This is a genomic window from Streptomyces sp. NPDC097981 (genome assembly GCF_040302565.1).
Taxonomy (GTDB): domain Bacteria; phylum Actinomycetota; class Actinomycetes; order Streptomycetales; family Streptomycetaceae; genus Streptomyces.
On record NZ_JBEORW010000032.1, the window covers coordinates 64,668 to 88,307 of the forward strand.

The following is a 23,640-nucleotide window of genomic DNA, read 5'->3' on the forward strand; positions in this document are numbered from 1 at the left end:
AGGCCGCTCTCACACCCCCCACGCTGTGAACGCGGCCCAGTGGACCGGCGAGGCGAAGGGGCGCCCGCCGGTCGTCGCCCGGGCGGTGTACCGCTCGGTCTGGGCCGCCAAGTGGGGCCGGGAGGCCGTGTACCGGGCGAGCTCCTCCCAGGTGAGCCGGCGCAACCACGTACGGGCCCGGCGCAGGGCGGCCACCGGGGGGAGCCCGCCGGGCCCCTGAGCGGGGGCGAGCAGCTCGTAGAACCGCGCCATCAGCACCGCGGTCACCATGTCGTCCACCAGCCACAGCCCGGCCACCGCACACGCGGCCCCGGCCTGGAGGAAGCCCGCCGCGAGCCCGCGGAACTCGTCCGGAGCCCGGACCACCTCGTAGTGGCCGGACTGGCAGGCACTGGCCACCGCGAGCCGGCAGGCGGGGAGCCGGTAGGCGCCCAGGGTGTCCATGTCCAGGCGGCCGTCGGCCAGGGCCAGGGAGGCGCCCCGGCCGTCGAACTCGCCGCTGCCGTGGCAGATGATGTGGAGGTACGAGGCCTCGGCGAGCCGGGCGAGCAGCCAGTCCACGGTGGCTTCGGGCCCCACCGCGCAACGGGCCTCGCCGTGCGGCTCGAACAGCTCCCGGATCTGGGCGAGTTCACCACGTCCGCCGGGGAGCGAACCGTCGGGGTCGGTGACCGCCACCAGGCGCGGCACCGGATCCGGCGGCCGGGCGGCTGCGAGGCGGGAGGACGCGTACACGGCCGCGGACGGGGAGAGGATCACGGTGCCGATGTCGTCGAGGACTTCGCCCGCTCCTGGCCCGAGCGGCACGGCGTGCAGGGGGACCAGGCCCAGCAGACCGGTCGGTACGACGACGGCCTCCTGCTCCGGGTCCTCCGCGAGGAGACTCGCGACCGGGCGCAGCAGCGGTCCGAGGGCGGCGAGCCGGTCCAGGGCCTGCGGGAGCAGACGCCTGCGCCGGAGCGCTCCGGCCTCCTGGGCGAGGAGCAGGCCCGGGGCGCCGTCGGCCGGGTCCAGCACCAGGAGGCCGGTGACGGTCTCGCTGCTCACCCCCGGAATGTGAACGGCCCGTACGGCGGGCGACTCTCCCGGACTGCGGGGGAGCACGAGGGCGTAGCTGCCCCAAGGCGCGTTCACCAGGTAGACGAGCGGACGCCCGCCCGCCGCGCGGACGGTGTCCGCCAGCCCGTCGGTGCGCAGGAAGCGCTCGAAGCCCGGGATCGCGCGGATCTCCGCGATCGCCGCACGCACGCCGCGTTCGGCAGCGGCCTCCCCACTCACCGTGGAGCCGGCGACGGCGGGGCCGCCGGACGCCGCCGCGGACGCCTCGCCGACCGAGGACCGGTACCGGGCCTGCGCCAGCCGGTAGCGGTGGGCGGCGGCGGGGTCGATCCGTTCCAGGGCCTCCAGGTCGGCCGTCCCCCGCCCGGCCACCACCGAGAGCTCACAGGCCACTCCGCCCTCGATCGCCTCGACCGCACGCTCCGGACGTCCCGCCCGGGCCAGCAGGAAGGCGGCCCAGCGGGCGATCCGGTTCACCTGGGCGAGGACGCTCCGGCGGCCGGTCCCGGTGACCTGGGCGTCGTAGAGCGCGGTCACGGCGGTCAGCATGCCGGACGCGACATCGGCCGCCTCGCTCCAGCGTTCCGCCGAGGCGTGCGCGCGGAGCAGTTCCCGGGCGATGTTGAGGTGCAGGGACGGCGACACCGTGGCCGGTGTGGCCGCCAGGGCCGCGTGGCGCAGCCGGAGGCCGTCGGCGCTGCCCGGGCCGTCGAGGTGGTCCAGGGCCCGGGCCAGCAGCCAGGCGATGCGGCCCGTGTCCAGGAGGCCGGGGCGCGCGGTGGACAGGGCGAGCGCGGCCGTCGCCGCCTCCCGCGCGCCCCGCGCGTCGACGGGATCCCGGGACAGCAGCAGGTCGCCCAGATTGCACTGGATCCGGGACCACAGCGCCGGGTCGTCACCGGCGCCGAGGTGGCTCAGGGCGTCCCGGTAGCACTGCTCCGCCTCCCTGAGGTCATCCACCGCGGCGCGCCGGTACAGCAGCAGGCCGAGGTTGACCATCGAGTAGGCCCAGGCGACCCTGTCCCGCTCGGGGGCCCGCTCCTCCAGCCCCGCCCTGATGTGCTCGATGCCGAGGGTGAGGTCCTCGGGGCCACCGCCGGGCCGCTCCGAGAGGAGCAGGCCGTAGTTGGTCTGGACCCGCGCCCAGTACTCGGGATACTCGCCCCGGTCCAGCGCGGTCGCGCGCGCCAGCAGGTCGCGGGCGGCTTCCCAGATCTCCGACCGGTCGCCGTCGTCCCGCAGGTGGTGGGCGCTGGCCAGGTTGTTCGCCACCTCCACCCACTGGAGAGTTCCCTCGCGCAGCCGGCTCAGGGCGCGTTCGAGGACCCGGACGGCCTCGGACGGATCGGCGTCGAGCCCGGCGTGCACGGCGAGCACCAGACGTTCGCCGAGCCGCGCGGCCAGCTCGGTCTCCATGCCCTCCTCGCCCAGGCCGGCGGCGAGCTCCAGCGCCTCGCGGGCGAGCGGGATGCCTTCGGGCCCGTCGGTGTCGCGGGCCTCCAGGTACATCGCGTGCAGCCGGGTCCGCAGACCGGCGTCGAAGCGTCCCAGGGACTCGAAGTAGCGGCGCATGGCGGTGTCCGGAGTGGTCCGGCCGTCGCACAGTTCGTCCAGGAGCCGCTGCCGCATGCGCAGCACCTCTTTGAGGGGGGTATCGGCCGCCCTGCGCAGCTCCTCGCGGCCCGCGTCGCGCACCCGGGTGCCGTCCGTCAGCTCCGGGTGCGTACGGACGAGTTCCGCGAGGGTGTCCGGCAGGCCGCGCAGCATCGCGGTCAGCAGCTCCCCGACCAGGGAGTCGGCGCGTGCCTCCCCCAGGTACTCCAGGAAGATCCGGTAGTTCGCGACCGTCGGCGCCCCCTCGGGCTCCAGCTCGCGGCATGCCGACTCCGGGTCCGCCAGGTCCCGTTCGAGGTCGCGGGCCAGGACGTGGGGGAGGAGCCTGCGCGGCAGCGGGATCGCCTCCCCGGGGAAGACGCCGCCGAGGAAGGCCCCGGCCCGCGCGGCCTCCGCGAGCAGGGGCTCCCCGGAGGGCGGCGGACCGCCCCCGAGCTCCGCGACGGAGACCGCGAGCAGCAGGGGCGCTGCCGCGCCCGGGCGCAGGACCAGCAGCGGCGCCTCGATGTGCGTCCTGGTCCCGCAGACGGGGCAGTCGGCCCAGGAGACGCCCGGGACGCCGGGGACGGGTGCCGCCAGCACGTCGGCCCGCTCCCGTGCGTCGATGACGCGCCAGACCGGAGCCCCCCGCTCCTGGCCACATTGCTCGCAGTGCCACGCGTAGGGCGCTCTCACCGAGACCGTCATCGCGAACCCTCTCCTCCCGGTCCGCCGGCTACTTGCCGCTGGTGATCTGCGAGAGCAGGGCCGTCAGGACCCGGCCGAGGGAGGAATCCCGCAGGGCCCGCTTGTGGATGGTCAGGCTCCACCTCCCGCGCGGATCCCGTTTCAGGACCACCTCGGTCTGCAGGAGCGTGACGACGAGCGCCGCGACCGGCAGTGTGACGGGGTCGAGCCGTTCCATGGGCGAGCGTGCGTAGGCGACGGCCTCGCCGACCGTGTCCGCCAGGTCCTCGCGCGCCGCCGCCGCGTACTCCAGTACGCGGCGCGCCAACTCCCCGTCGGATAACTCGCTTTGCTCCGCCCCCACGTACCGCTCCAGCTCCACGGCGGCCACCTCCGCCCGCAGCTCATCGCCGCCCGCGGACAGCTGCCGCGCGGCGGGGAGCAACCCGTGCTCCTCCGCCAGAACCGTCAGCGCGCGGACGGCCTCGTCATCGGCGAGCGTGCGGATGTCCTGTTCCAGATCACCTTGATTCAACATGCGCACGATTGTGTCCCTCGCGACGCATGTTCGTGCGCGAAAACGGGAGTTGGGTCTGGTTCGGGTCCACCCGCACACGGAGTTCGTACGCCCCGCGCCGATCGGGTGATCCATGCCTGCGGTCCCGTCATGCCCGTGTGACGATCAGCGGCCGAATCCTCACGAGGTGGGGGTCTGTCCGCGCCCCCGGCGAACCGGCGGAACCGGCGGTGGCGGAGAGGCCGATGCCGGTGGTGGGGGTCAGGCGGGCGGTGCCGCGGGCGGCGGAGGTGATGCTGTAGCCGGCCGGCGCGAAGACCTCCTCGCTGCCGGGGTACCGGCGCGTCCGGCGAGCGGCCTCCTTGAGGGCCTGGTACCTGGACCAGCCCGAAGCCACCAGGGAGACGAGATCGAGGTCGAGGAAGCCGTTCACGACGGTGGCCAGTTCCCGCTCGACGGCCCCCTCGGCCGCGGGGGTCAGGCCGCGCCCGCCCGGGAGGACGCCTGCCGCCGCACGGTGGGCGTGCAGGGTCTCGGCGAGTGCGTCAGGGGCCTGCTCCCCGGAGCCGAGCAGCAGAGCCCGAACGGTGAGGGGCTCGGCAGCGGGTGCCGTGGTCATGAGTCCTCCTCCACGGTCTGGTCGCCCGGGTCCGGATGGGGTTCCAGCCGTACGGAGTGGGTCGGTGGTCCGGAGTCCGACGGCTCGGCCACCTCAGTGGCGGCGGCGGTCGGGCGCAAGCGGGAGCTGATGTGGCCGTGGACCCAGCGCGGACCTCGGTGGCGATGAGTGAGGAACGCGCCCCCGAGGCCGGCCAGCAGGGCCACGCCGAGCAAGCTCGACCCGACGACCAGGCCGACCGGGACCGCGTCGTCGGGACCCGGGCCGGGGATGGGCGAGGTGGCGGTCGGGTTCGGTATGGGTGCCGGGTTCGACGGGGTCGGGTTCGGCAGGGTCGGGTTCGGCGGGGTGGTCGGGACCGGGGCGGTGCCGGTCACCGTCAATACGGCATCGGCGGCCACGTCCGGCTGCGTAGCGCACCGGCCTCGTACCGTGTGCCGGGCTCCGTCGGAATCCGGCGGTACGGAGAGCTGAGCGTCAAAGGTCCCTGCACAATCGGGTGAGGAGAAACATGACTCTCCGTGAGCTGCTCCTCAATTCTCCTCCGGCTTCCACCGGCCCGCTCTGCGAGGAGGGCGCAGGCCGGGGAGGCCGGTGCACAGCCCTTCGGCAAGCACAGGGCGGCGGACTCAATCCGTACGACGGGGCCGCCCCGCGTCGAAGTCGTGGCGCCAATGAAGTGCGCCCGTGCCCAGGGTGATCGTGGCGCGGGGTTGCATGGGCCCCTCTCCCCGGCGCGAGAGCAGCACGATGTCCTCGACCCGCGCCGACATGCTGCCGAGGCGTGCGGCGCATTCCGCAGCCAGGCCGCGCGGGTCATGAGTACGCCCGAGTGACAGGTGGGGGGTGAAGCGCGGGAATCGGCCACGGCACAGGGGAAACATCTCCGCCAGGGCGTCCTGGAGCGCTGCCCAGGGGGCCGGTCCGGCTGCGGCGGGGTCCAGCCATACCGTGGCGTACGCACGGTGGCGGAAGGTACGTACGCCGCTGAGGCGGATGCCGAAAGGCTCGTTCTGTGCGGCTGCCGCGGCCAGCAGCGGGGCGGCCGCCGCGAAGTCGGTCTCCGGGACGAAGCCGAAGATCAGGTTGACGTGCGGAGGCCAGCGGCGGATCTGGGGGTCGTGCTCGGCACGGATGCTCTGGATGGGAGGCCACAGAGCAGCCGGAGGCAGCCACACGACGGCGGTCCGAGGTGTGGGAGCGACCTGGAGGCGTGCCGGGACACCGGTTCCGGCATCGGCCGCCGACGGAACGTTCACCCTGCCATCATGCCCCTGGCGGTACGCAGGAGCCGGAACCTGGGCGTCGCCGGCGTAGCGGAGCCGGAAGCCGAGACCCACGGCTACTGCGTATCCGGCGCCACGCCCGCCGGCTTCCCCACGCTCGTCCTGGGCGTTCCCGGCGCCGCCTCACACCAGATCGCCATGGATGAGGGCGTCTTCGCGGAGTGCGACAACAAGGTGACCGTCACCGCCTTCTCCCCGACGAAACCCTCCTGAAGCCGGTTCCTACGAAGCGGTCGTGGCTTCGGAGTACTTCTTGATGAGCTCGTAGGAGCGAAGGCGGTCGCCTAGGTCGTAGACGGGCGTGGTCAGCATCAGTTCGTCCGCGCCGGTCTCACGCGCCAGTTCGGCGAGCCGGTGCACGACGGTCTCCGCCGTCCCGACGGCCTGCTGTGACCGGAAATGGGCCAGCGCCCCTCGCTCCTCCTCCGTGAAGGGGTGGGCGGCGGCCTGTGCCGGTGTGGGGAAGGGCATGTCACTCACCCCCTTGAGGAGTCCGGCCTTGACGACGTTCATCGGTCCCACTCGCCACGCGGCTTGTTCTTCCGTATCCGCGCACACCGCCTCGACGCACAGCAGCACCCGAGGCCGCTCGCACCAACGGGACGGAGTGAACCCCGCCCGGTAACGCTCCAGGACCGCACGGGTGTTGTCGGGCCGGATGTGGTGTGCCACGGCGATCGGCAGACCGAGTTTCGCGGCGAGAGCGGCGCCCGCGGTGCTGGAGGCCAGCAGCCACGGCTCCGGCAGTGGGCCGAGGGCGACTTCGTCCACCAGGAAGGACAGGATCGAGGCCACGTCGCTCTCGTACTCCGCGTCGGTCGTCGGTCCTGCACCACGGCGAAGCGCCCGTGCAATGGCCTCGTCGAAGGTCCCGGGGCCTCGGCCGACGCCCAGGTCGATGCGGTCCTCGTGCAGGGCGGCCAGCGTTCCGAACTGCTCCGCCAGCATGATGGGGGCATGGTTGGGGGCCAGCACGCCGCCCGAGCCGAGACGGATGGCCGAGGTCGAGGCGGCGGAGTGCGCGATCAGCACGACCGGCGGGAACGCACCGATAGCGGGCGAGTGGTGATGCTCGGCGTACCAAATCCGGTGGTAACCCAGCCGTTCCAGTCCCTGTGCGAAGGCCGCGGTGTCCCGCAGGGTGTCCACGGCGCGGGTGTCCACCTGGACCATCGCGACTTCCAGCGCTGAAAGAGGTATGTCGAGCATGCCGTCAGCATAGGGATCACGCGCCCGACGGGCAGATCGGTGATCATTTTTACGCCACGGCGCCGGGCGGGCGCCGCACACCGCCACATGTGCCGGTCGTTTCCGGCCGTCCGGGGTCCGACACAGGCCACGATCTCCGCCCTGACCCGGGCCGGGGTGCGGGTGGTGCGAGACCGGCCCGCACCTCCCCCGAGTCGCCGCGCGCCGGCCGGGGCGAACCCGTCCGGCGCGGCCACGGCGCTCCGGGCCGTCGGCCGAGCTCACCCCCGTGAAGCTCGACCTCGACCCGTCCGGCACCGCCACCACTCCCCCCTCGACACTTCAGTGGCGACGAAGCATTGGTAACGTACACCAGAGTAACCGTCCGGCGTCAACCAAAGTGTTGCCGGTGCCGGCCCGTTGGGCTTCGAGGAACACTGTGGTGGGCAAAGACTCGGCATCACGCCAAGGAGGTCCTGTACATGGAGGATGACCAGTCGCCCACCTTCGCCCAACTCCTGGACCATCTCTTCCGCGAGGTGCACCCCCCTTCCCGGGGGCCCTACACCTACGCGGAGGTCGCCGAGGGAATCCGCAAGGCCGCGACCGGAGAGGGGCGCGGGGTGACGGCCAGTGCCATCCAGCAACTGCGCACCGGCGCCAAGCGGAACCCGACGCGACACACCATCAAGGCCCTCGCCGACTTCTTCGGCGTACCGGCCGGCTACTTCGTGGACAGCGCGGCAGCCGAACGCACCAAGGCGGAGATCGACCTCCTCGCCGCCATGCGCGACCTGGACGTCCGCAAGGTGGCCCTGCGCGCCAACGGCCTGAGCGTCGACAGCCTGAAGATGCTGTCCACCGTGATCGAACAGGCACGGAAGCTCGAAGGACTCACCACCGACGACCCCGCGCAGGACCTCAGCCTGGACGACTGAACCGCGCGCCGGGCGGCGATCGCACGGTCCCCGCCCCGACACGACACCCCCCTGTGGTCGCTCATCGACAGGGGGGCATCAGGTGTTTCCCGGCACAAGCCCGGCATCCCGAGCCGCACGGCCCGACCGCGGCGGCACCCCGCCCTCGAAGCGGAGTCGCGAACATGTCAACATTGGGGGCGCGTACCGGGCTTCCAGGGAGAGGTTCGTCCCCGCCGACCACCCCCGACCGGCGTCACCAGAGTGAGCAAATGGAACTTGAGCAGCTTCGCGCCACGTGTGAGGCGCGCGTCCAGGCGCTTGGACTCCCGCACCGCTTCAGCACCCGCGACCTCCGCGACGCCGTGGCCGAACAACGCCGACGCCCCATCATCCTGCGCCCCCTGAGCACCCTGGGCGCCATGGACGCTCCGTGCGGGATCCGCCTGGAGACCCCGGACGCCGACCTGTTGTTCTACGAGGAGGCCACCTCCCCCCTCCACCAGAACCACATCCTCGCCCACGAGATCAGCCACATCATCTGCGACCACCCCGGCAGCCTGGAACTGGACCAGGACACCCTGCGCGCCATCGGGTTCAACCCCACCCTCGTGCAGCGCATGTCCGGCCGGACCAGCTACACCAGCGAGGACGAACGCGAGGCCGAGGTGATGGCGAGCGTGATCCGACAACTCATGTACCGGGGACGCGAAGGCCCGTCGAGCCGGCCCGCCAGCGGCGCCGAGAGCTGGGACGCGCTGTTCGCAACACCACACAGGAAGAAACGCCACCGGAAATGATCAGCATCCTCTTCACGGGCACGGCCGTCGTGCTGCTGTGCTTCGCCGCCTACTGGGTGCGGGGGCGCGGCGGCCACCGCCCCACGGGCACCTGGGCGATGGCGGCGCTGCTGACCTCGTTCGCCCTCGCCTTCGCCTCCTACGCCCCCGCCGTGGAGCACGCGGTCGAATCGGTGGTCCCGCACGTCGCACGGCTCCTCAGCAACACCTTCACCCTGACGGCGGCCACCTCGGTCCTCGCCTTCCTCTTCCAGCTCAACCTGGACCGCGAACGGGCCGACCGGCAGATCCGGCTGCGCGTCATCGCCCTCGCGCTCTCCGTCACCGGCATGACCGCCTTCTTCACCGCCGAACAACTCACCGGCCGCAACCCGGTGTTGTACGCGTGCTACGTGCTCATCTACATCTCCTACCTCGGGTACACGGCCAAGGACTTCCTCCTCCAGACCTGGGCCCAGTCCAAGCGCTCGACCCGCCGCAGTCAGCGCTGGGGCCTGCGCACCACCTCGGTGGGCTGTGGCTTCGCCCTCGTCTACGCCGCGTACAAGCTCTTCACCCTGGTCTCCATCGGCCTCGGTCTCGGGCTCGTGCCCGAAGGCGCCCGGTGCTCGACCCCGCTGACCCCCGTCCGCTGCGCGTTCAGCGTGACCGCGCCCGCCGTCGCAGTCCTCCTCATCACCGCCGGACTCACCCTCCCCGCCCTGCTGTGGCCGCTCAGCCAACTGCGCCGCCACCGCTGGGAACGGAACTCGTTCACCGCGCTGGAACCCCTGTGGCGGGAGGTCACCTCCGCGGTCCCCGAGGTCGTGCTCGACCCGGGGAACACCGAAGCCGACACCCACGACCTCGACTTCCACCTCCACCGCCGGGTCATCGAGATCAACGACTGCGTACTGGCCCTGCGCAGGTACCGTCAGACGTCCGTACGGGACGCGGCGGCCGCCGAGGTCGCCCGCCGGGGCACGGCCGGCACCCCCGAGGGCGACGCCGAGGTGGAGGCGGCGGTCATCGCCGCGGCCGTCCACGCGAAGCGCACCGGGCTCCCCCTCGACGGGGACGAGGCCCCGCCCGCCGCCGGCACCCGCTCCCGCAAGGGCGACCTCCCGGCGGAGACCGCGTGGCTGCTGCTCGTGGCGGACGCCCACGCCCGGCACGCGGCACCCGAGCACGCGGGCGCGGCCTCATGAGCGCCCCGCGGCAGGACCCCCTGCGCGACCCGCGCTTCTTCGCCGACCCCTACCCCACCTACGACCGGCTGCGCGAAGGCTGCCCGGTCCAGCGGATCCCCACCGGCTCCGGCGGGCACCACGCGTACCTGATCACCGGCCACCCCGAGGCCCGCGAGGCGTTCACCGACCCCCGTCTGTCCAAGGACACGGCCCGCTTCTTCGCCGACCGGCCCTCGAACCGCGACCTGCACCCGGCGATCTCCCGCAACATGCTGGCGAGCGACCCACCCGCGCACACCCGCCACCGGCGGGTGGCGACGCCCCTGTTCACCACCGGACGTGTCCGGGAACTGCGCCCGTACATCACCCGGGTCGTCGACGACCTCATGGCCGCGTGGCGACCGGGCACGGAGGTCGACCTGGTGGCGGACCTGGCGGTACCCCTGCCGGTCACCGTCGTCTGCGAGCTGCTGGGGGTGCCGGAATCCGACCGCGCCACGCTCGCCGGCTGGTCCCACGACCTCTTCGACGCGACCGACACCGACCGCGTCGACGCCGCGTCGCACCGGATCGGCGAGTACCTGACCCACCTCGTCGACACGGCCGGCGCCACCCCCGGCGACGGCCCGCTCCACTCCCTCCTGCGCGACTGCGACGAGGGCGGCCTCGACCGGGACGAGGCCGTCTCCCTGGCCGCCCTCCTCCTGGTCGCCGGGCACGAGACCACCACCCACTTCATCGGCAACGCCGTCCTGGCCCTGCTCCGGCACCCTGAGGCGTTCGACCGCCTGCGCCGGGACCCGGACCTGATCCCCGATGCCCTCGACGAACTGCTCCGCTTCGACTCCCCGGTGAGCGTGGCCACCTTCCGTCACAGCACCGAGGACCTGCGTGTCGGCGGGGTCGACATCCCGGCGGGCTTCCCGGTACTCATCGCCCCCGGGGCCGCGAACCGCGACCCGGCGACGTTCCCCGACCCGCACCTCCTTGATCTCGACCGCGACGCCGGCCGCCACCTCTCCTTCGGCCACGGCATCCACCGCTGCCCGGGCGCCCCCCTGGCCCGCGCCGAGGCGGAAATCGCCCTCCGCACCCTGGTGACCCGCTTCCCGAACACCCGCCTGGCCATCCCCGCAGAATCCCTGGCCTGGCGCCGAACCCGCCTCACCCGCGGCCTGACCACCCTCCCCCTGACCCTCTGAGATCGAATTTGAGCCAAACACGACCAGAGTGATCGTTTCCTTCGCACAATCCTGCTCTGATCGTGGCCGAAGACAACCGCACGGGTTGCAGATCGGTCACTGCGGGAAGGTTTGGTGCGCCAAATGGCCGGAACTGCTCGACGTCCGCCCCTGTGGCAGTAGAGGATCGTCACACTCCGGCACCGAGCCGGTCGGCCCGACCCTTCTCGAATGTGCAGCGCGTTCACGTCCTTGCATGACGCAGCGAGTCTCCGACAGGCCGTTCACACCCGTGACCTGGGGCTTCCTTCGAAGGGCAGCCCGATCGCGCTTGTGGTCCGCACACCGGTGTGCGCCGAAAGGGAGGTAGGGATCCCATGACAGTGCAGGACATCGAACTTCCCATACTGCGGATGCCATACCCGGTGCGGCTGAATCCGTACCTGCCGGTCCTGCGCGAGGAGACCGAGACGTGGGCGCGCGAGATGGGCATGCTGGCCGGCTACGAAGCGCCGTCGGCCCGGCTGATCTGGACCCGGTCCCAGTTCCATGCCATGGCTGTCGACCAGCTGACCGCATGGACTCTTCCTGACGCCTCGCTCGTCGGCCTCCGGCTCAATCACCGGTTCAACCTCTGGGCTCTGGCCTGGGACGACTACTTCGCCTCCGCCTTCAAGCAGACGGGCGACCTCGCGGGCGCGCAGGCCTTCACCGCCCGTCTCCATGCCTTCCTCCCTCCGGAGCCGGACGCCCGGGTGCCGGAGCCGGCCAACGCGGTCGAGAAGGGAATGGCCGACCTCCAGCAACGCCTGTTCCCGCCGAGGCTCGCGCACTGGCGGCAAGGGCTCAACCGGGCGCTGGCACGTTACATCGACGCCGGAGTCCAGGAACTGGTCAACAGCCGCGCCGGCCGCGTCCCCGACCTCATCGAGTACGCCCAGTTCCGCCGTGAGAGCTTCGCCGCGTACACCGCCCCCTACTCCGTCGAACTCGCCACCGGGGCAAGGATCCCCGAGCGGATCCGGCACAGCCGGACCGTCTGCGCTCTCCTCGACGCCTTCATGGACTACATGGGCCTGGCGAACGACATCGCCTCCTACCAGCGGGAGGTTCACGAAGAGTACGACGTCAACAACCTCGTCGTCGTCCTCGGGACGTCTCGGGGCAGCACCGTCCAGGAGGCGATGCAGGCCGCCGCGGATCTGGTCACCGCCCGGCTGCGCCACTTCGAACACCTCATACAGAGCGAACTGCCCCCGCTCGTCCAGCGAGCCGGACTGGACCGGGGCGAACAGATCGAGCTGGAGGCCTGGCTCCGCGGTGCCAGGAGTTTCCTGTCCGGGCTCCACGCCTGGTACACCGGGGCACCCCGATACGCCCCCGTGGGCGGTTCCGTCCCGGAGCAACGGACGGCCGGCGCCACGGTGCCCGCCCGTGGGCGGTATCGCTCGACGCCGTAAGGCGCCGGGGCGCGGGCCCGGGACGAACTGAGGGGCTGCCGAACCATGTTGTCCGGCAGCCCCTCGGCCGTGGGCTCGGCGCCAGTGCGCCGTACCGGGCCTATCGCATCCGCAGGAACCGCCTCAGCCGCGCCCGCCACGGGACGCGGGGTACGGAATCCGGCAGTCGCGGTGCCATGGGCATCCCGGTGGCCGGCGGCGGCGGCGCCGGCAGGGGCGTCACCAGCAGCTCACGGGTTTCACGAGGACGGGCGGCGAACTTCACGGGCAGCGCCGTCAGGTGCCGGGCCCAGGTCGAGGAACGCCAGGTGAGCTGGGACTCGGGGACGGCCAGGCTGATGTCGGGCAGCCGGGTGAGCAGGATGTCGATGCCGGTGTCGGCGATGACACGGCCGATGTCCTGGCCGGGGCACTCGTGGGCGCCCGCACTGAAGGACAGGTGCGCGCGGTTGTGGTGCACGCGGGTCGAGGGATCCTGGCGGACCGCCTGATCGACATTGCCGGCGGCCAGGCCGAGCAGCAGCATGTCCCCCGCCTTGATCTCCTGCCCTCCGAGCGTGGTGTCACCGGTGGCCCAGCGGCCCGGGCACACCATCAACGGCGGTTCGTCCCACAGCACCTGCTCCACCGCTTCGGGCAGGGTCATCTGGCCACCGGCCAACGATCCGCGGAACCGCGGGTCGGTGACCGACATCCGTAGCACGTTGGCCATGAGATTGGCGGTGGTCTCATAGCCGGCGAGCAGGATGAGGCGCAGGTGGTGCTGCACCTCCTCGTCGCTGAGACCGGCCGGGTGGGCCATCAGCACGGATGCGATGTCCTGCCCGGGCAGGACACGCTTGGCGGCGACGAGCTCCTTGAGGGTCTCCAGCACATAGGCGTTGCTGGCGAGCGACGTCTCCGTGGCCTTGAAAAGGTCCCGGGCGGCATGGACGAGCTTGGGACCGTCCTCGTCCGACATGCCGAGCAGGTGGGTGAGGACGAGCATCGGAAGAGGCTCGGCGAACTCGCCGACCAGCTCCATCCTGCCGCTCTCGCTGAACTCGTCGATCAACTGGTGTGCGAACCGGGTGATGTGGCGGCGGATCCCGCGCTGGTCGAACTGGTTGAGTGCGGCAGTGACGGCGCCACGCAGGCGCTGGTGCTCCTCGCCGTCCGCGCAAACGCAGTCGGGACGCCAGCCGATCATCGGCACGAGCGGCGAGGTCTCCGGGTCGATCTCGCCACTCCTCCAGCCGTGCCAGGTGCGGGGGTCACGGGAGAACTGGGTGGAGCGGGTGGCCACATCACGGTTCTCCAGGTACCCCAGAACGAGCCAGGCTCGTACGTCCCCTTCGAGCAGGACGGGCGCCACCGGACCGTGGTCGGCCCTCAGCTTCTCGTACAGGCCCATGGGATCCGTCTCGGCAGCGGCGCCATGGAGCCGGGTCACTCCCCCGGCGCCCGTGGCGGAGTGGGCCGGGCAACCCGGGGGCGGGACGAGCCCCGGTTCGGTCGTGGCGCGGTCGGCGGGCGGGACAGTCATTCGGACTCCTGGGCGGCGGCGAGGGTGCACAGGTACCCCATCAGCGAGAGCAGGGCGTCACGGCAGGACGACCGGTCGCGCGCGTCACAGGTGACGATGGGCACGGATTCGTTGAGGTCCAGAGCAGTCCGCAGAGCTGCTATCGGGTGCTGCGGGGCCTCGGGGAAGGAGTTGACGGCCACGACGAAGGGGACGCGGCGGTCTTCCAGGCGGGTGATGATCTCGAAGCAGACTTCGATCATGCGGGTGTCGACGAGGACCACGGCGCCGAGCGCGCCTTCGAAGATGCCGTTCCACAGGAACCAGAAGCGCTCCTGTCCCGGCGTCCCGAAGAGATAGAGGATCAGCTCCTCGTTGATGCTGATGCGGCCGAAGTCCATGGCGACGGTGGTGGTGTTCTTTCCCTCGGCACCGGGATTGTGGTCGATCCCGACGCCGGCCTGCGTCATGGTCTCTTCGGTGGTCAGGGGCGATATCTCGCTCACCGCCCCGACCATCGTCGTCTTGCCGACCCCGAAACCGCCGACAATCACGACCTTGACTCCCCTGGCGCCGTGCGGCAGCAGCACGTCGGTGCTGCGGGGGCCGACGGCGGGTACGTCAGAGATTGCGTAGTCCATGGATCACCGCCTCCAGAAGGCCGAGTTCGGGGACCGCAGCGACAGGAACCGGGGCGATCGCCTCGACCCGCTCGTCCTCGACGAGCTGGGAGAGCAGTGCCGTGAGGACGCTGAACGGCAGACTGAGATACGCGGATATCTCGGCCACCGACAGCGGGTACTGGCACATGGCGAGGATCGCCGCCTGCTCGGGCTGCATCGCGGGCTGGGGTGCGGACCTCGATGTGATGAGGGTGACCAGATTGAAGGCCTTGGCCGGGGAACCGGGGCCACCGGAGATGACATAAAGCGGTACGGGACTGCCTTCGTCCCATGCGCCGTGGTGCTCTGACGTCACATCGCCTGCCCGACGTCATCACGAGGGGGGCTTGTCATGTGCTGGCCGATCCTGAGCACGAGCGTACGCATGCGGTCGCCCAGCAGCCCCGCGTCCACCTCCTCATCGGCCAGTACCGCGAGGTAGGCCCCGGGTCCGGCCGCCATCAGGGAGAAGTACCCGCCGTCGACCTCGATCCCGACCATGCGCGTCGAGCCGTCTCCGTGCGGGAACTTCTGCGCGATGGCCTTCGCCAGGCTCTGCATCCCCGAGCAGGCGGCGGCGATCGCGTCAGCGGTGTCGGTCTCCGTGTTCGCTTGACCGATACACAGACCGTCCGACGAGAGCACTACCACGTGTCGCACGTAAGGGACGCTGGACGCGAGCTCCTTGAGCATCCAGTCCATGTTGGGCAGTGGCGTCACGGTTACATATCCTCATCTGATGGCTCGCTGGACTGACTGGAAGGGTCGGCACCCGATCTCTTCTCACCACTGAACGCCTCCCACATCAGGCCCGGTTGCCGAGCCGCGCCGGCCGATCGGGGAGAGGCTTTCGGGGCAGCGGGGGGAGGGGGGGTCGTGCGGACGACCGGTGTCGGGACGGGTGACTCCCGTCGCCGCTGGGGCAGCCCGTTCGCGGTCTGCCTGACCTCGACGGAATCGCGCGTCATCGTCGGCTTCGGCACGATCGGAGTGCCCGTTCGCTTCGGCGCGAACGGCTGGACTTTCCGGGGCTGTTGCTCGACCGTGGTGATCAGGCGCCGCGGGACGAGCACCACGGCCCGTACTCCTCCGTAGGCGGAGGGGCGCAGATCGACCTCAAGGCCGTTCTCGCGGGCCAGCCTGCTGACGACGGGCAGGCCGAGCTGCGTCGCCTCGCCCAGGTCTGCCAGGTCCAGGCTGGAGGACCCCTGTGCCATGACGCGGTCAATGCGCTGCCGGACCTCTTCGGTGAGCCCGACCCCGCGGTCCTCGATCTCGATGGCGATGCCGGACGGCACCTCGCTCGCGCTCACCTCGACCGGGGTGTGCGGCGGCGAGAAGGTCGTGGCGTTGTCGAGCAATTCGGCGAGCAGGTGGATCAATGGCTCGGCTCCCGGACCGATGACGGCAACCTCCGTCACCGACTGCAGCTTCACGCGGGGATAGTCCACGATGCGTGACATGGCGCCCCGTACGACGTCATAGAGCGGGATCGCCTTCGACCACTGACGGCCGGGCCGGGCGTCGCCCAGGACCGCGACGCTGGCCGCAAGGCGCCCGATCAGGGCGTTGCGATGGTCGATTGCCTGCAGTCCGTGGGAGACGACGAGATCCGTACCGTGCAGGATCTGCATGTCACGGAGGTCCTTGGCGAGCTGATGCACGATCGCCTGGACCCGGCGCGCGATCGCCACCAGGGCCCGCTGGGAGGAGTCCCGCGTCTGCTCCTCGGCCTCCACCGCTTCCAGGAGCGTCCGCAGAGCCGCCCGGAGGGCTTCGGCGAAGTCGCTGTCGAGATGTTCCCCGAACGTGACGGCCTGCAGGATCTCCGCTGCGGGGTCACCCTTCTTCATACGGGCGACGGCCGCGGGGAGCAGCTCTTCGGCGAGCCATACGGTGGTGGCCCGCTGATCGGACAGGCGCCCGAACAGTGCTGCTTCGCGTTGCGCGTAGTACTGCTGTACGTCGGCAGTCACCTGCGCGTGCCGGGCCTGCTCCGCCGCGCGCGCCCGGCGCGCCGTCTCGGCCGAGGTGACGGCCGTCAGGACGACCGCGACGAGACCGCACCAGGCAACCGGCGTACGTATCTGCGCGGGGCCGAAGATCAGCGCTATGCCGCAGGCCCCGGCCAGAAGGCCGGGAGGGATGAGCCATGCCGGAGGCATTGCACGTGGCAGGCCTCCAGGGGTTGAACCGGTACGAACCATCGAGGGGTCCCTAAACAGTCTGGAATGAGTGGACTGGGGGTGGTGCGGTGCGGCGGCGGGAGCGGTCGGGACGTCGCCCGGCCGAGCGCGAGTGATGTCATGGGTGCTCCCGACAGGTCGGTTCGAGATCGCATCGGTGGTCACGTCTCCCTGCGGCCAGGTCTCCATCCGCGCACGGACACAGCATTCGGTTACTCGCTGTGAGTGCAGCGCAACACGCAGGGGAGAATAGTCAGTTCGGGTACACCATGTGACCTTGGAGGAACGGGAGCCTCCCCGTTGACCGACATGGACCCGCAATTGATTGATTCTTGTCGTGATGCACACTGCAAACGCATGGAATCGACCACGTCTGGCAGCCTGGCGGCTACGGCTCCCCGCCCCCGACATCCGCCGCCTCTTTCTGCGGGGCGTCCACGCCTTGGGCCCATCGGCGCAGGGTCCGGTCCGGACATGTGCTCTCGTCATCGGCCGGATCGCGAGGGACCGGACGCGCCGGCCGGAGGGGTGCGACAGGGCAGGCGCCCGTCGCGACACCGGCCGAGAGCCGTGCAACGACGGTCAACGACAGGCCCTCACGGTTCCCCTGTTCAAGTGACGACTGCGAACCCCCGTTGACGGCTGTCCCCGTCGACGCCCGCGGGGCGGTCGGTGACGACGTACCGGTCGTGGCGGTCCGTGACCGGGGGCGCGGACCGCAGATACCGCTGAGGACCGCCGGCCCACCCGCCGGGTGCCGTGGTGGGCGGTGCGCACACACTCCGGCCGTCAGCTATGTCGACTCGACCCATATCGGGCTGACCTGGGGGTTTCTGCCCTGGAAGCGGAGCAGCACCGTGACGTCGTCGTCGACGCGGAGCCGCCGGCGCGCCTCGGGCGTACGTACTCGTCTCAGGCCACCTTCGGGGCCACGGGGGCCGGAAAGCGGCAAGTCAGGTGCAAGTGCCCTGCAATCGGCCTCCGAAGACTGGGACACATGACCACGAACAATGTTTCAGACTCCCCTGCCCACGCTTACACCCGCGAGATGGCGATGATCCACCAGGTGTTCCGCCGCGAGTCGCGGCTGCTGGCCGAACTCGTCCAGGAGGTCCAGCCCGCCGACACGGCGCGCGCCCGGATCCTCGCCGAGCACTGGCGGCTCTACACCATCGGGCTGCACACCCACCACACCGGTGAGGACAAGATGCTCTGGCCCGCGGTCCTGCCCCACCTGGATCTCGATGCCGAGCACGTGCTGGCGATGGAGGCGCAGCATCGCGAGCTCACCGACGGGATCGGTGAGGTCCGGGTGCTGATGGACCGGTGGCAGGCACGGGCTCTGGCCGAGGACCGGGACGAGCTGGCCGAGGCCTTGCGCAGGCACCACCGGCAGCTGTGCGCCCATCTCGACGAGGAGGAGCGGGAGGTCATGCCGCTGGTCTCGCTCCACGTGACCGAGGAGCAGTGGCGCGCGGTCGGGGAGCGGGGGCTCGCCGAGACGCCCCGCGACCGGCTGATGATCGCCCTGGGCGCCATCCTGGAGGACAGTTCGCCGGAGGAGCGCCGGGAGTTCCTCACCCGGCTGCCGGTACCGGCGCGGGTGCTGTGGAAGCTGCTCGGGCAGCGCCAGTACCGCCGTGAGACCCGGCGGATCCGTGGCCGGCGCGCCGGCGAATGAGGTGCGGCCCGTCCGCCCGGGCGGGCGCCCCGGCCGCCTCGCCCCTCCCGTACCGATCGAGGAGTTCTCACCGATGCGCATCGGATTCTCCGTCCCTCAGTTCGGCCCGTTCGCAGACCCCCATCGCTCGGCCGGAATGTGTGCGGCCATGGAAGCGCTCGGCTGCGACAGCCTCTGGGTGGCCGACCGGCTCTTGGCCCCGGTCGTCCCGCCCGACGGGTACGCGGGAGGGAAGCCGATGCCCGTGCGGTACGGCACCCATCTCGACCCGCTGCTCGCGCTGGGCGTGGCGGCTTCGGCGACCGGGCGGGTACGCCTGGGCAGTAGCACGCTCAATGCCCTGTGGCAGCCTCCCCCCGTGCTCGCCCGGGCCCTGACGACCCTCGATCTGATCAGCCGTGGCCGTCTGGACGTGGGTCTCGGCCTGGGCTGGATGCAGGAGGAGTACGAGGCCGCCGGGGTGCCGTGGCGGGGGCGCGGCGCCCGGCTGGAGGAGACCCTCGACGTCCTGGAGGCCGTGTGGAGGCCCGGGACGGTCGTGCACTCCGGCGCCCTGTGGAGGATCACCGAATCGACCGTGCTGCCCAAACCGTGTCAGAGGCCGAGGCCGCCCATCCTGCTGGGCGGCTTCACCGCGGCCGCTCTGGAGCGGGTCGGCCGGCGTGCGGACGGCTGGCTCGGGGCGTCCATGCCACTGCCCTTCTTCCACGGTCTGTGGGCGGTGGCCGTCGAGGCCGCCGAGCGGGCGGGACGCGACCCGGCGGCACTGCGCCGGGTGTTCCGCGTGAACCCCGAGGTCACCGCGACGGAGGCCGCGCCCGGGGAGGCCCATCAGCGCGGGACGGTGCGCCAGATCTGCGACCACCTCAGGGTGATGTGCGGGGCGGAGACCGACGAGGTGCTCGTGGACCTCCAGCTGACGACCGACTCGCCCGAGCACTTCCTCGACCTGGCCGCGCAGTTCCTCGCCGAGCTGGGCGAGCCCGCTCCGTCACGGCCTTCCGGCTCGCCCCGGCCCTAAGGCCTGCCGTCAAACTCCCGTCTGCTCCGCGGGGCCGCCCTCAGAACTACGACGGGAGTTTGACGACAGGCCCCAGCCCGTCGAGGGCGCTGTGGGCGGCCTCCGCCCAGAGGGGGGACTCCCAGGCGGCCGCCACCTCCGCGGCTTCGAGGTAGTGCCGCCGGGCGTCTTCGGGGCGCCCGAGGAACCGGGCGAGGTCTCCCAGGGTCTGCGCGACGGGGCGGAAGACGAGGCTGAGGCTGCTCGCGCCGCCCGCCAGTGCGTGCAGCGGCAGCAGGTCCCGGTAGACCTCGTCGGCCGCCGTCCGGTCGCCGAAGGCGATGGCGGCGGCGCCGCGCAGCCCGGCCAGGATGGAGTAGGCGAAGTCGCGCCGGAGCGGCACGCGCAGGCCGAAGACCTCCCGGGCCTCCTCGGGGCGTCCCGCGGCCTGCAGCGCGAGTGCGGCGAGGGCTTCGTTGTGGGGCTTGTACTGCTCCCACACCGCGAGGAGCACGGGCAGCATCTCGGCGAGCCGGCCCTGCTGCACCCGCATGCATCCGATACCCAGGGCGGCGAGCCCGCTGAGGTCCACCGCTCCGCGGGCCCGCAGCTCCGCGACCGCCGTCCCCATGGCGTGCTCCGCCTCCTCGAAACGGCCCTGGGCCATGGCGAGCATGGGACGGCGCAGCCGGGCCACGGCGAACGCGCCCTGGAGCCCGTACGTGCGGGCGATCTCGTCCGATCGTGCGAGACACCGCTCCATCTCCGCAGGGTCGTTGCGGGCGGCGGCGATCCGGCGGCGACGTAGGCGCTCATCCACGCGTACTCGGGGCCGTCCTGGGCCTCGGCCACCTCGGTGAGCTCGCGGTGGAGCTCCCCGTAGGCGGCCGGTTCGAGTTCGCCGTCGACCTTGCGCAGCAGGGACGTGAGGGTCAGTCCGCGCAGCCGGGGCTCGCCGGCGGCCCGGGCGAGCTCCACGGCCCGGCGCGCCTCGGCCACGGCACGCGGATCGGTGTCGTCGAGCGCGTCGGCCAGCTGGTCGAGGAGCAGACACCGCTGCCGGTCGGTCAGTTCCCGGTCCTCCAGCAGGACCTCCAGTTCGGCGACGGCCTCCGGGTCGGACGCCGCGTAGGGGCGCACGCGCCAGGGCGTCGGCTCGGTCCAGGTCGTGTAGGCGGCGGTCAGCAGGTCGGCCCGGCCCTCCTCGCGGGCCACTGCCACGGCCTGCTCCTGTGCCTCGCGGGCGGGTACCACGGCGCCCATCCGGATCCGGCAGTCCACCAGCTGGCCCAGCAGCGTCACGCGCAGCAGAGCGGCGTCCTGGTCCGCGAAGGCCGCCGGATGGTCGGCCAGGAGTCCGAGGGCCGCGTTCAGGAGGTCCTCGGCGTTCTGCGGCGCGTAGCGGCGTACGGCCTGTTCGCATGCGAGCCGGGCGTGGTGGACGGCGGGCGCCGCGTCGGCGGACACGACCGCGGCCGCCCGCAGCAGGTGGTGAGCGGTGGCGGCGACGTCGTCGGAGCCGAGGGCGATCAGGCTCCTGCCGAGCCGGGAATGCATCCGGGCCAGCCGCAGCCGCGTGAGGTCGGCTTCCAGGGCGTCCCGTACGAGGGCGTGGCTGAAGCGGACCGTGCCGGGACGCGGCTCGGTGAGCAGTCCGGCGGTGACACCGGCCTCCAGGGCGTCGAGGAGCTGATCGGCATCGCTGTCCGCGGCATGGACCAGGAGCGCGACCGGTGCCTCGCGGCCCGCCACGGCGGCCAGGCGCAGTCCGGCCGTCACGGTCGGCGCGAGCAGGGCCAGCCGTCGCCGCAGGACGTCCTGGACCCCTTGCGGGATGCGGGCCAGCGCCTGCTGTTCGCCCTCGCCGGCCAGGAGCAGGGAACTCTCACGCAGGTAGAAGGGGTTGCCCCCGGCCCGTTCGGCCAGGACCGTCGCCGCCCGGTCGGTCATGCCGGCCGCGACGCGGCGCAGCAGTGCCTTCGCCTGGGCGTCCGAGAGCCCGCCGAGGGCCAGTCGCACCGGAGAGCAGGCGGCCAGGCGTGCCAGTGCCTCGGTCAGATCCCCCTCGCCTGTGCGGTACGAGCCGACCAGCAGCAGCGGTACGTCGCGCAGCTGCTCGGCGCAGAGCAGGAACAGCTCGATGCTTTCCCGGTCGCCCCGGTGCAGGTCGTCCAGGACGATCGCCAGCGGCTGCCGCAGGGCTGTGTTCCGGAGCCAGCCGAGCAGGGCCCTGTGCAGGCGGAAGCGCTGTGCCGGGCTGCCGTCCGTCCGTCCCGGGGCGTCCGTCGTGCCGGGGGCCAGGAGCGGGGCGAGCTCGTCGGCGTACGTTCCCGGTGGGGCGGTGCGTGCGAGATCCGGGAGCATGTCGAACCAGGCCCGGCCGGGCGGGGCGCCCTCGGACTCCGGGCACTGCCCCGAGCCGACCAGCCAGCCCTGTCCGGGCAGTTGGCGCAGGGCGGCGTCCAGGAGGCTGGACTTGCCGATGCCGGCCTCACCGGAGACCAGGACCACCTGGGCCCGGCCGGTGTGCGCCCGGTCCGCCGCGGCGGCGAGCAGGGCCAGTTCTCCGTTGCGGCCCAGGAGCCGGTCGGCCGCGAGCACCGTGGGCGCGACCGGCGTCCCGGGCCGGGCGGCCGCGGCCGGATGCGTCACCGGCTGAGGGGCGGGGGCCGTCTCCGTGCGTACGGGGGCCGCGGCCGGTGCCGGGGTCGCCCGGTGGAGCAGGTCGAGTGCCCTTGCAGGTGACCGGGACGGCTCGCCCGGCTTCCACACCTCCAGGAAGAAGCCCGGCCGGCGCGGGGCGCTGCTGCGTCCCGCTTCCCTGCCGGTCAGCTCCCAGCCGGCCCGCATGGCCATCTCGGCGTCGATGACCGAGACGGAGTGGTCCGGGTACTGGGCGGCGAGTACGCGCCGGGCGAGGGCCAGGGCGAAGCCGATGCCGAGTTCGCCCGACTGTGTGGCCGCGTAATGGCGCCTGGGGTTACGGCCCTCGGTGGACAGAGCCATGTAGTGACCGTCGTTGCAGGTGAGGGCCTGGCAGTACTTCAGGCTGGCCCAGTGCTCGGCAAGCCCTCGCCCCACGCCTTGGCGCGCCAGGACGTTGGCCCGGCCCAGAGAGTGGAGTACCTCCCAGGGGGTCAGCTGGAGCGACAGACCGAGTAACTTCAGAGGGAGCGGTCGAAGCTCTGGTTTGCGGCGCAGAGCAGCTTGGTTCTTCTCCCGCTTGGCCTTGTCGTCCGCGGTCGCAGCCTTGGCGACGCTGCCCGCGAGGTCCGATGTCGAGTGAACGGCGACGTTCCACGGCTGCGCGAGATCGCTCAGCACGTCTGCTCCGTCTGCTCGCTTCAAGCTGCTTCCCCCTACGTTCGTACGGGTGTTACAGGCCGACGTCGCAAGTTACGTGGGGGAGCAGGGGCGCATGAAGGGCGTAAGCGCGCACATCGTCAGCGTCGGCCCCCACCCGAGGTAGGGGTCGGCCAGTCAGCCGTTGACCTGCGTCGTGTCGGCGTCCGCGCTGCTGTCTCTCAAGGCGTTGAGGTAGCGCTCGGCGTCCGGGGCCGCTGGGTGGCCCGAGCCGGCTGCGGGGATGGCTTGGCGGTCGTCTCGGCCACGCTGTAGGCGTCAGGCCTTCGACTTGGCGTCGATCTCGGCGATGAGGCCCTCGATCAGACCCTTGATCTCGTCGCGGATGGGACGGACGGCCTCGACGCCCTGGCCGGCCGGGTCCTCGAGCTGCCAGTCGAGATAGGTCTTGCCGGGGAAGTACGGGCAGGCGTCGCCGCAGCCCATCGTGATGATGTAGTCGGACGCCTGGGCGGCCTTGGGAGTGAGGACCTTGGGCTTCTGGTCGGAGATGTCGATGCCCAGCTCGGCCATGGCAGCCACCGCGGAGGGATTGATCTGCTTGCCGGGCACGGAGCCGGCGGAACGGACCTCGATGCGGTCGCCGGCGAGGTGGCGCAGGAACCCGGCCGCCATCTGGGAGCGGCCCGCGTTGTGGATGCAGACGAACAGCACGGACGTCTTGACGGCGGTCATGGGGACCCTCTTCTCGGGCAGGGAGGAGTGCAGGGCGGCGACTGTCGCATCAATACAGGCTGGTGTCAGCAACCGCCGATGTGAAAGTATCAG

21 protein-coding genes and 1 pseudogene are annotated in these 23,640 nt (G+C 71.7%); 8 read left to right on the top strand and 14 right to left on the bottom strand.

Annotated elements, in window-relative coordinates; genetic code table 11:
* Window positions 1-9: 9 nt before the first annotated feature.
* The 5 genes from ABTY04_RS27485 to ABTY04_RS27505 all read right to left on the bottom strand — a co-directional run bounded on the left by ABTY04_RS27485 (window position 10) and on the right by ABTY04_RS27505 (window position 5,734).
* Window positions 10-3,360 (bottom strand): CHAT domain-containing protein, encoded by a 3,351-nt coding sequence (locus ABTY04_RS27485; protein WP_352216075.1) that lies wholly within the window; start codon window positions 3,358-3,360, stop codon window positions 10-12.
* A 28-nt stretch (window positions 3,361-3,388) separates the two neighbouring features.
* Window positions 3,389-3,877, bottom strand: a complete 489-nt coding sequence (locus tag ABTY04_RS27490) for a hypothetical protein (RefSeq protein ID WP_352216076.1) — start codon at window positions 3,875-3,877, stop codon at window positions 3,389-3,391.
* Window positions 3,878-4,004: 127 nt separating this feature from the next.
* Window positions 4,005-4,475: a hypothetical protein gene (locus ABTY04_RS27495; protein ID WP_352216077.1), complete on the bottom strand. Its 471-nt coding sequence runs from the start codon at window positions 4,473-4,475 to the stop codon at window positions 4,005-4,007.
* Window positions 4,472-4,876 (bottom strand): hypothetical protein, encoded by a 405-nt coding sequence (locus ABTY04_RS27500; RefSeq protein WP_352216078.1) that lies wholly within the window; start codon window positions 4,874-4,876, stop codon window positions 4,472-4,474. The genes ABTY04_RS27495 and ABTY04_RS27500 overlap by 4 nt, the downstream gene beginning before the upstream one ends.
* Window positions 4,877-5,104: 228 nt before the next feature.
* Complete coding sequence (locus tag ABTY04_RS27505; RefSeq protein ID WP_352216079.1) at window positions 5,105-5,734, bottom strand: 2'-5' RNA ligase family protein; 630 nt, start codon at window positions 5,732-5,734, stop codon at window positions 5,105-5,107.
* Between the two features lie 9 nt (window positions 5,735-5,743).
* On the opposite strand from ABTY04_RS27505, the gene ABTY04_RS27510 reads away from it, so the two are divergent.
* Window positions 5,744-5,974, top strand: a complete 231-nt coding sequence (locus ABTY04_RS27510) for a hypothetical protein (protein WP_352216080.1) — start codon at window positions 5,744-5,746, stop codon at window positions 5,972-5,974.
* Between the two features lie 9 nt (window positions 5,975-5,983).
* Here ABTY04_RS27510 and ABTY04_RS27515 read toward each other — a convergent pair whose 3' ends face one another.
* Window positions 5,984-6,970 (bottom strand): MsnO8 family LLM class oxidoreductase, encoded by a 987-nt coding sequence (locus tag ABTY04_RS27515; protein WP_352216081.1) that lies wholly within the window; start codon window positions 6,968-6,970, stop codon window positions 5,984-5,986.
* A gap of 461 nt (window positions 6,971-7,431) precedes the next feature.
* Here ABTY04_RS27515 and ABTY04_RS27520 point away from each other — a divergent pair, with 461 nt between their 5' ends.
* The 5 genes from ABTY04_RS27520 (at window position 7,432) to ABTY04_RS27540 (ending at window position 12,476) form a co-directional block, all read left to right on the top strand.
* On the top strand, window positions 7,432-7,887 hold the full coding sequence (locus ABTY04_RS27520; RefSeq protein ID WP_352216082.1) for a helix-turn-helix domain-containing protein: 456 nt from the start codon (window positions 7,432-7,434) through the stop codon (window positions 7,885-7,887).
* A 251-nt stretch (window positions 7,888-8,138) separates the two neighbouring features.
* On the top strand, window positions 8,139-8,666 hold the full coding sequence (locus tag ABTY04_RS27525) for a M48 family metalloprotease (protein ID WP_352216083.1): 528 nt from the start codon (window positions 8,139-8,141) through the stop codon (window positions 8,664-8,666).
* Complete coding sequence (locus ABTY04_RS27530; protein WP_352216084.1) at window positions 8,663-9,853, top strand: MAB_1171c family putative transporter; 1,191 nt, start codon at window positions 8,663-8,665, stop codon at window positions 9,851-9,853. Before ABTY04_RS27525 ends, ABTY04_RS27530 begins: the two co-directional genes overlap by 4 nt.
* Window positions 9,850-11,037: a cytochrome P450 family protein gene (locus ABTY04_RS27535; protein ID WP_352216085.1), complete on the top strand. Its 1,188-nt coding sequence runs from the start codon at window positions 9,850-9,852 to the stop codon at window positions 11,035-11,037. Before ABTY04_RS27530 ends, ABTY04_RS27535 begins: the two co-directional genes overlap by 4 nt.
* A gap of 392 nt (window positions 11,038-11,429) precedes the next feature.
* Complete coding sequence (locus ABTY04_RS27540; RefSeq protein ID WP_352216086.1) at window positions 11,430-12,476, top strand: terpene synthase family protein; 1,047 nt, start codon at window positions 11,430-11,432, stop codon at window positions 12,474-12,476.
* Window positions 12,477-12,576: 100 nt separating this feature from the next.
* On the opposite strand, the gene ABTY04_RS27545 is transcribed toward ABTY04_RS27540, so the two are convergent.
* From ABTY04_RS27545 to ABTY04_RS27565, 5 genes are read right to left on the bottom strand one after another with little or no spacing between them, the layout of a single operon-like run.
* On the bottom strand, window positions 12,577-14,001 hold the full coding sequence (locus ABTY04_RS27545; protein ID WP_352216087.1) for a cytochrome P450: 1,425 nt from the start codon (window positions 13,999-14,001) through the stop codon (window positions 12,577-12,579).
* On the bottom strand, window positions 13,998-14,621 hold the full coding sequence (locus ABTY04_RS27550) for a GTP-binding protein (RefSeq protein ID WP_352216088.1): 624 nt from the start codon (window positions 14,619-14,621) through the stop codon (window positions 13,998-14,000). Before ABTY04_RS27550 ends, ABTY04_RS27545 begins: the two co-directional genes overlap by 4 nt.
* Entirely contained in the window at window positions 14,602-14,958 is a 357-nt protein-coding gene (locus ABTY04_RS27555) for a DUF742 domain-containing protein (protein WP_352216089.1), read from the bottom strand. The genes ABTY04_RS27550 and ABTY04_RS27555 overlap by 20 nt, the downstream gene beginning before the upstream one ends.
* Window positions 14,955-15,344 (bottom strand): roadblock/LC7 domain-containing protein, encoded by a 390-nt coding sequence (locus ABTY04_RS27560; RefSeq protein ID WP_352216110.1) that lies wholly within the window; start codon window positions 15,342-15,344, stop codon window positions 14,955-14,957. The genes ABTY04_RS27555 and ABTY04_RS27560 overlap by 4 nt, the downstream gene beginning before the upstream one ends.
* Window positions 15,345-15,364: 20 nt before the next feature.
* A complete protein-coding gene (locus ABTY04_RS27565) occupies window positions 15,365-16,993 on the bottom strand; it encodes a sensor histidine kinase (protein WP_352216090.1) in 1,629 nt (542 codons plus the stop codon).
* 832 nt (window positions 16,994-17,825) lie between these two features.
* Between ABTY04_RS27565 and ABTY04_RS27570 the strand changes: the two genes are divergently transcribed.
* Window positions 17,826-18,509 (top strand): hemerythrin domain-containing protein, encoded by a 684-nt coding sequence (locus ABTY04_RS27570; RefSeq protein WP_352216091.1) that lies wholly within the window; start codon window positions 17,826-17,828, stop codon window positions 18,507-18,509.
* Window positions 18,510-18,582: 73 nt separating this feature from the next.
* On the top strand, window positions 18,583-19,530 hold the full coding sequence (locus tag ABTY04_RS27575; RefSeq protein WP_352216092.1) for a TIGR03619 family F420-dependent LLM class oxidoreductase: 948 nt from the start codon (window positions 18,583-18,585) through the stop codon (window positions 19,528-19,530).
* Between the two features lie 9 nt (window positions 19,531-19,539).
* Here ABTY04_RS27575 and ABTY04_RS27580 read toward each other — a convergent pair whose 3' ends face one another.
* The 3 genes and pseudogenes from ABTY04_RS27580 to ABTY04_RS27585 form a co-directional block, all read right to left on the bottom strand.
* Window positions 19,540-22,833, bottom strand: coding sequence for an ATP-binding protein (locus ABTY04_RS27580; protein ID WP_352216093.1), 3,294 nt, complete (start codon window positions 22,831-22,833; stop codon window positions 19,540-19,542).
* Window positions 22,834-22,989: 156 nt separating this feature from the next.
* Window positions 22,990-23,106: pseudogene (locus tag ABTY04_RS41220) on the bottom strand (thioredoxin-disulfide reductase); the annotation flags it as partial.
* Window positions 23,107-23,130: 24 nt separating this feature from the next.
* A complete protein-coding gene (locus tag ABTY04_RS27585) occupies window positions 23,131-23,547 on the bottom strand; it encodes an arsenate reductase ArsC (RefSeq protein WP_352216094.1) in 417 nt (138 codons plus the stop codon).
* Window positions 23,548-23,640: the final 93 nt, after the last annotated feature.

Bases quoted from the DNA above. Each gene is read 5' to 3' on its own strand.
- ABTY04_RS27485 (WP_352216075.1), bottom strand. From the start codon at position 3,360: ATGACGGTCTCGGTGAGAGCGCCCTACGCGTGGCACTGCGAGCAATGT.
- ABTY04_RS27490 (WP_352216076.1), bottom strand. From the start codon at position 3,877: ATGTTGAATCAAGGTGATCTGGAACAGGACATCCGCACGCTCGCCGAT.
- ABTY04_RS27495 (WP_352216077.1), bottom strand. From the start codon at position 4,475: ATGACCACGGCACCCGCTGCCGAGCCCCTCACCGTTCGGGCTCTGCTG.
- ABTY04_RS27510 (WP_352216080.1), top strand. From the start codon at position 5,744: ATGCCCCTGGCGGTACGCAGGAGCCGGAACCTGGGCGTCGCCGGCGTA.
- ABTY04_RS27515 (WP_352216081.1), bottom strand. From the start codon at position 6,970: ATGCTCGACATACCTCTTTCAGCGCTGGAAGTCGCGATGGTCCAGGTG.
- ABTY04_RS27520 (WP_352216082.1), top strand. From the start codon at position 7,432: ATGGAGGATGACCAGTCGCCCACCTTCGCCCAACTCCTGGACCATCTC.
- ABTY04_RS27525 (WP_352216083.1), top strand. From the start codon at position 8,139: ATGGAACTTGAGCAGCTTCGCGCCACGTGTGAGGCGCGCGTCCAGGCG.
- ABTY04_RS27530 (WP_352216084.1), top strand. From the start codon at position 8,663: ATGATCAGCATCCTCTTCACGGGCACGGCCGTCGTGCTGCTGTGCTTC.
- ABTY04_RS27535 (WP_352216085.1), top strand. From the start codon at position 9,850: ATGAGCGCCCCGCGGCAGGACCCCCTGCGCGACCCGCGCTTCTTCGCC.
- ABTY04_RS27540 (WP_352216086.1), top strand. From the start codon at position 11,430: ATGCCATACCCGGTGCGGCTGAATCCGTACCTGCCGGTCCTGCGCGAG.
- ABTY04_RS27545 (WP_352216087.1), bottom strand. From the start codon at position 14,001: ATGACTGTCCCGCCCGCCGACCGCGCCACGACCGAACCGGGGCTCGTC.
- ABTY04_RS27550 (WP_352216088.1), bottom strand. From the start codon at position 14,621: ATGGACTACGCAATCTCTGACGTACCCGCCGTCGGCCCCCGCAGCACC.
- ABTY04_RS27560 (WP_352216110.1), bottom strand. From the start codon at position 15,344: ATGGACTGGATGCTCAAGGAGCTCGCGTCCAGCGTCCCTTACGTGCGA.
- ABTY04_RS27570 (WP_352216091.1), top strand. From the start codon at position 17,826: ATGACCACGAACAATGTTTCAGACTCCCCTGCCCACGCTTACACCCGC.
- ABTY04_RS27575 (WP_352216092.1), top strand. From the start codon at position 18,583: ATGCGCATCGGATTCTCCGTCCCTCAGTTCGGCCCGTTCGCAGACCCC.
- ABTY04_RS27585 (WP_352216094.1), bottom strand. From the start codon at position 23,547: ATGACCGCCGTCAAGACGTCCGTGCTGTTCGTCTGCATCCACAACGCG.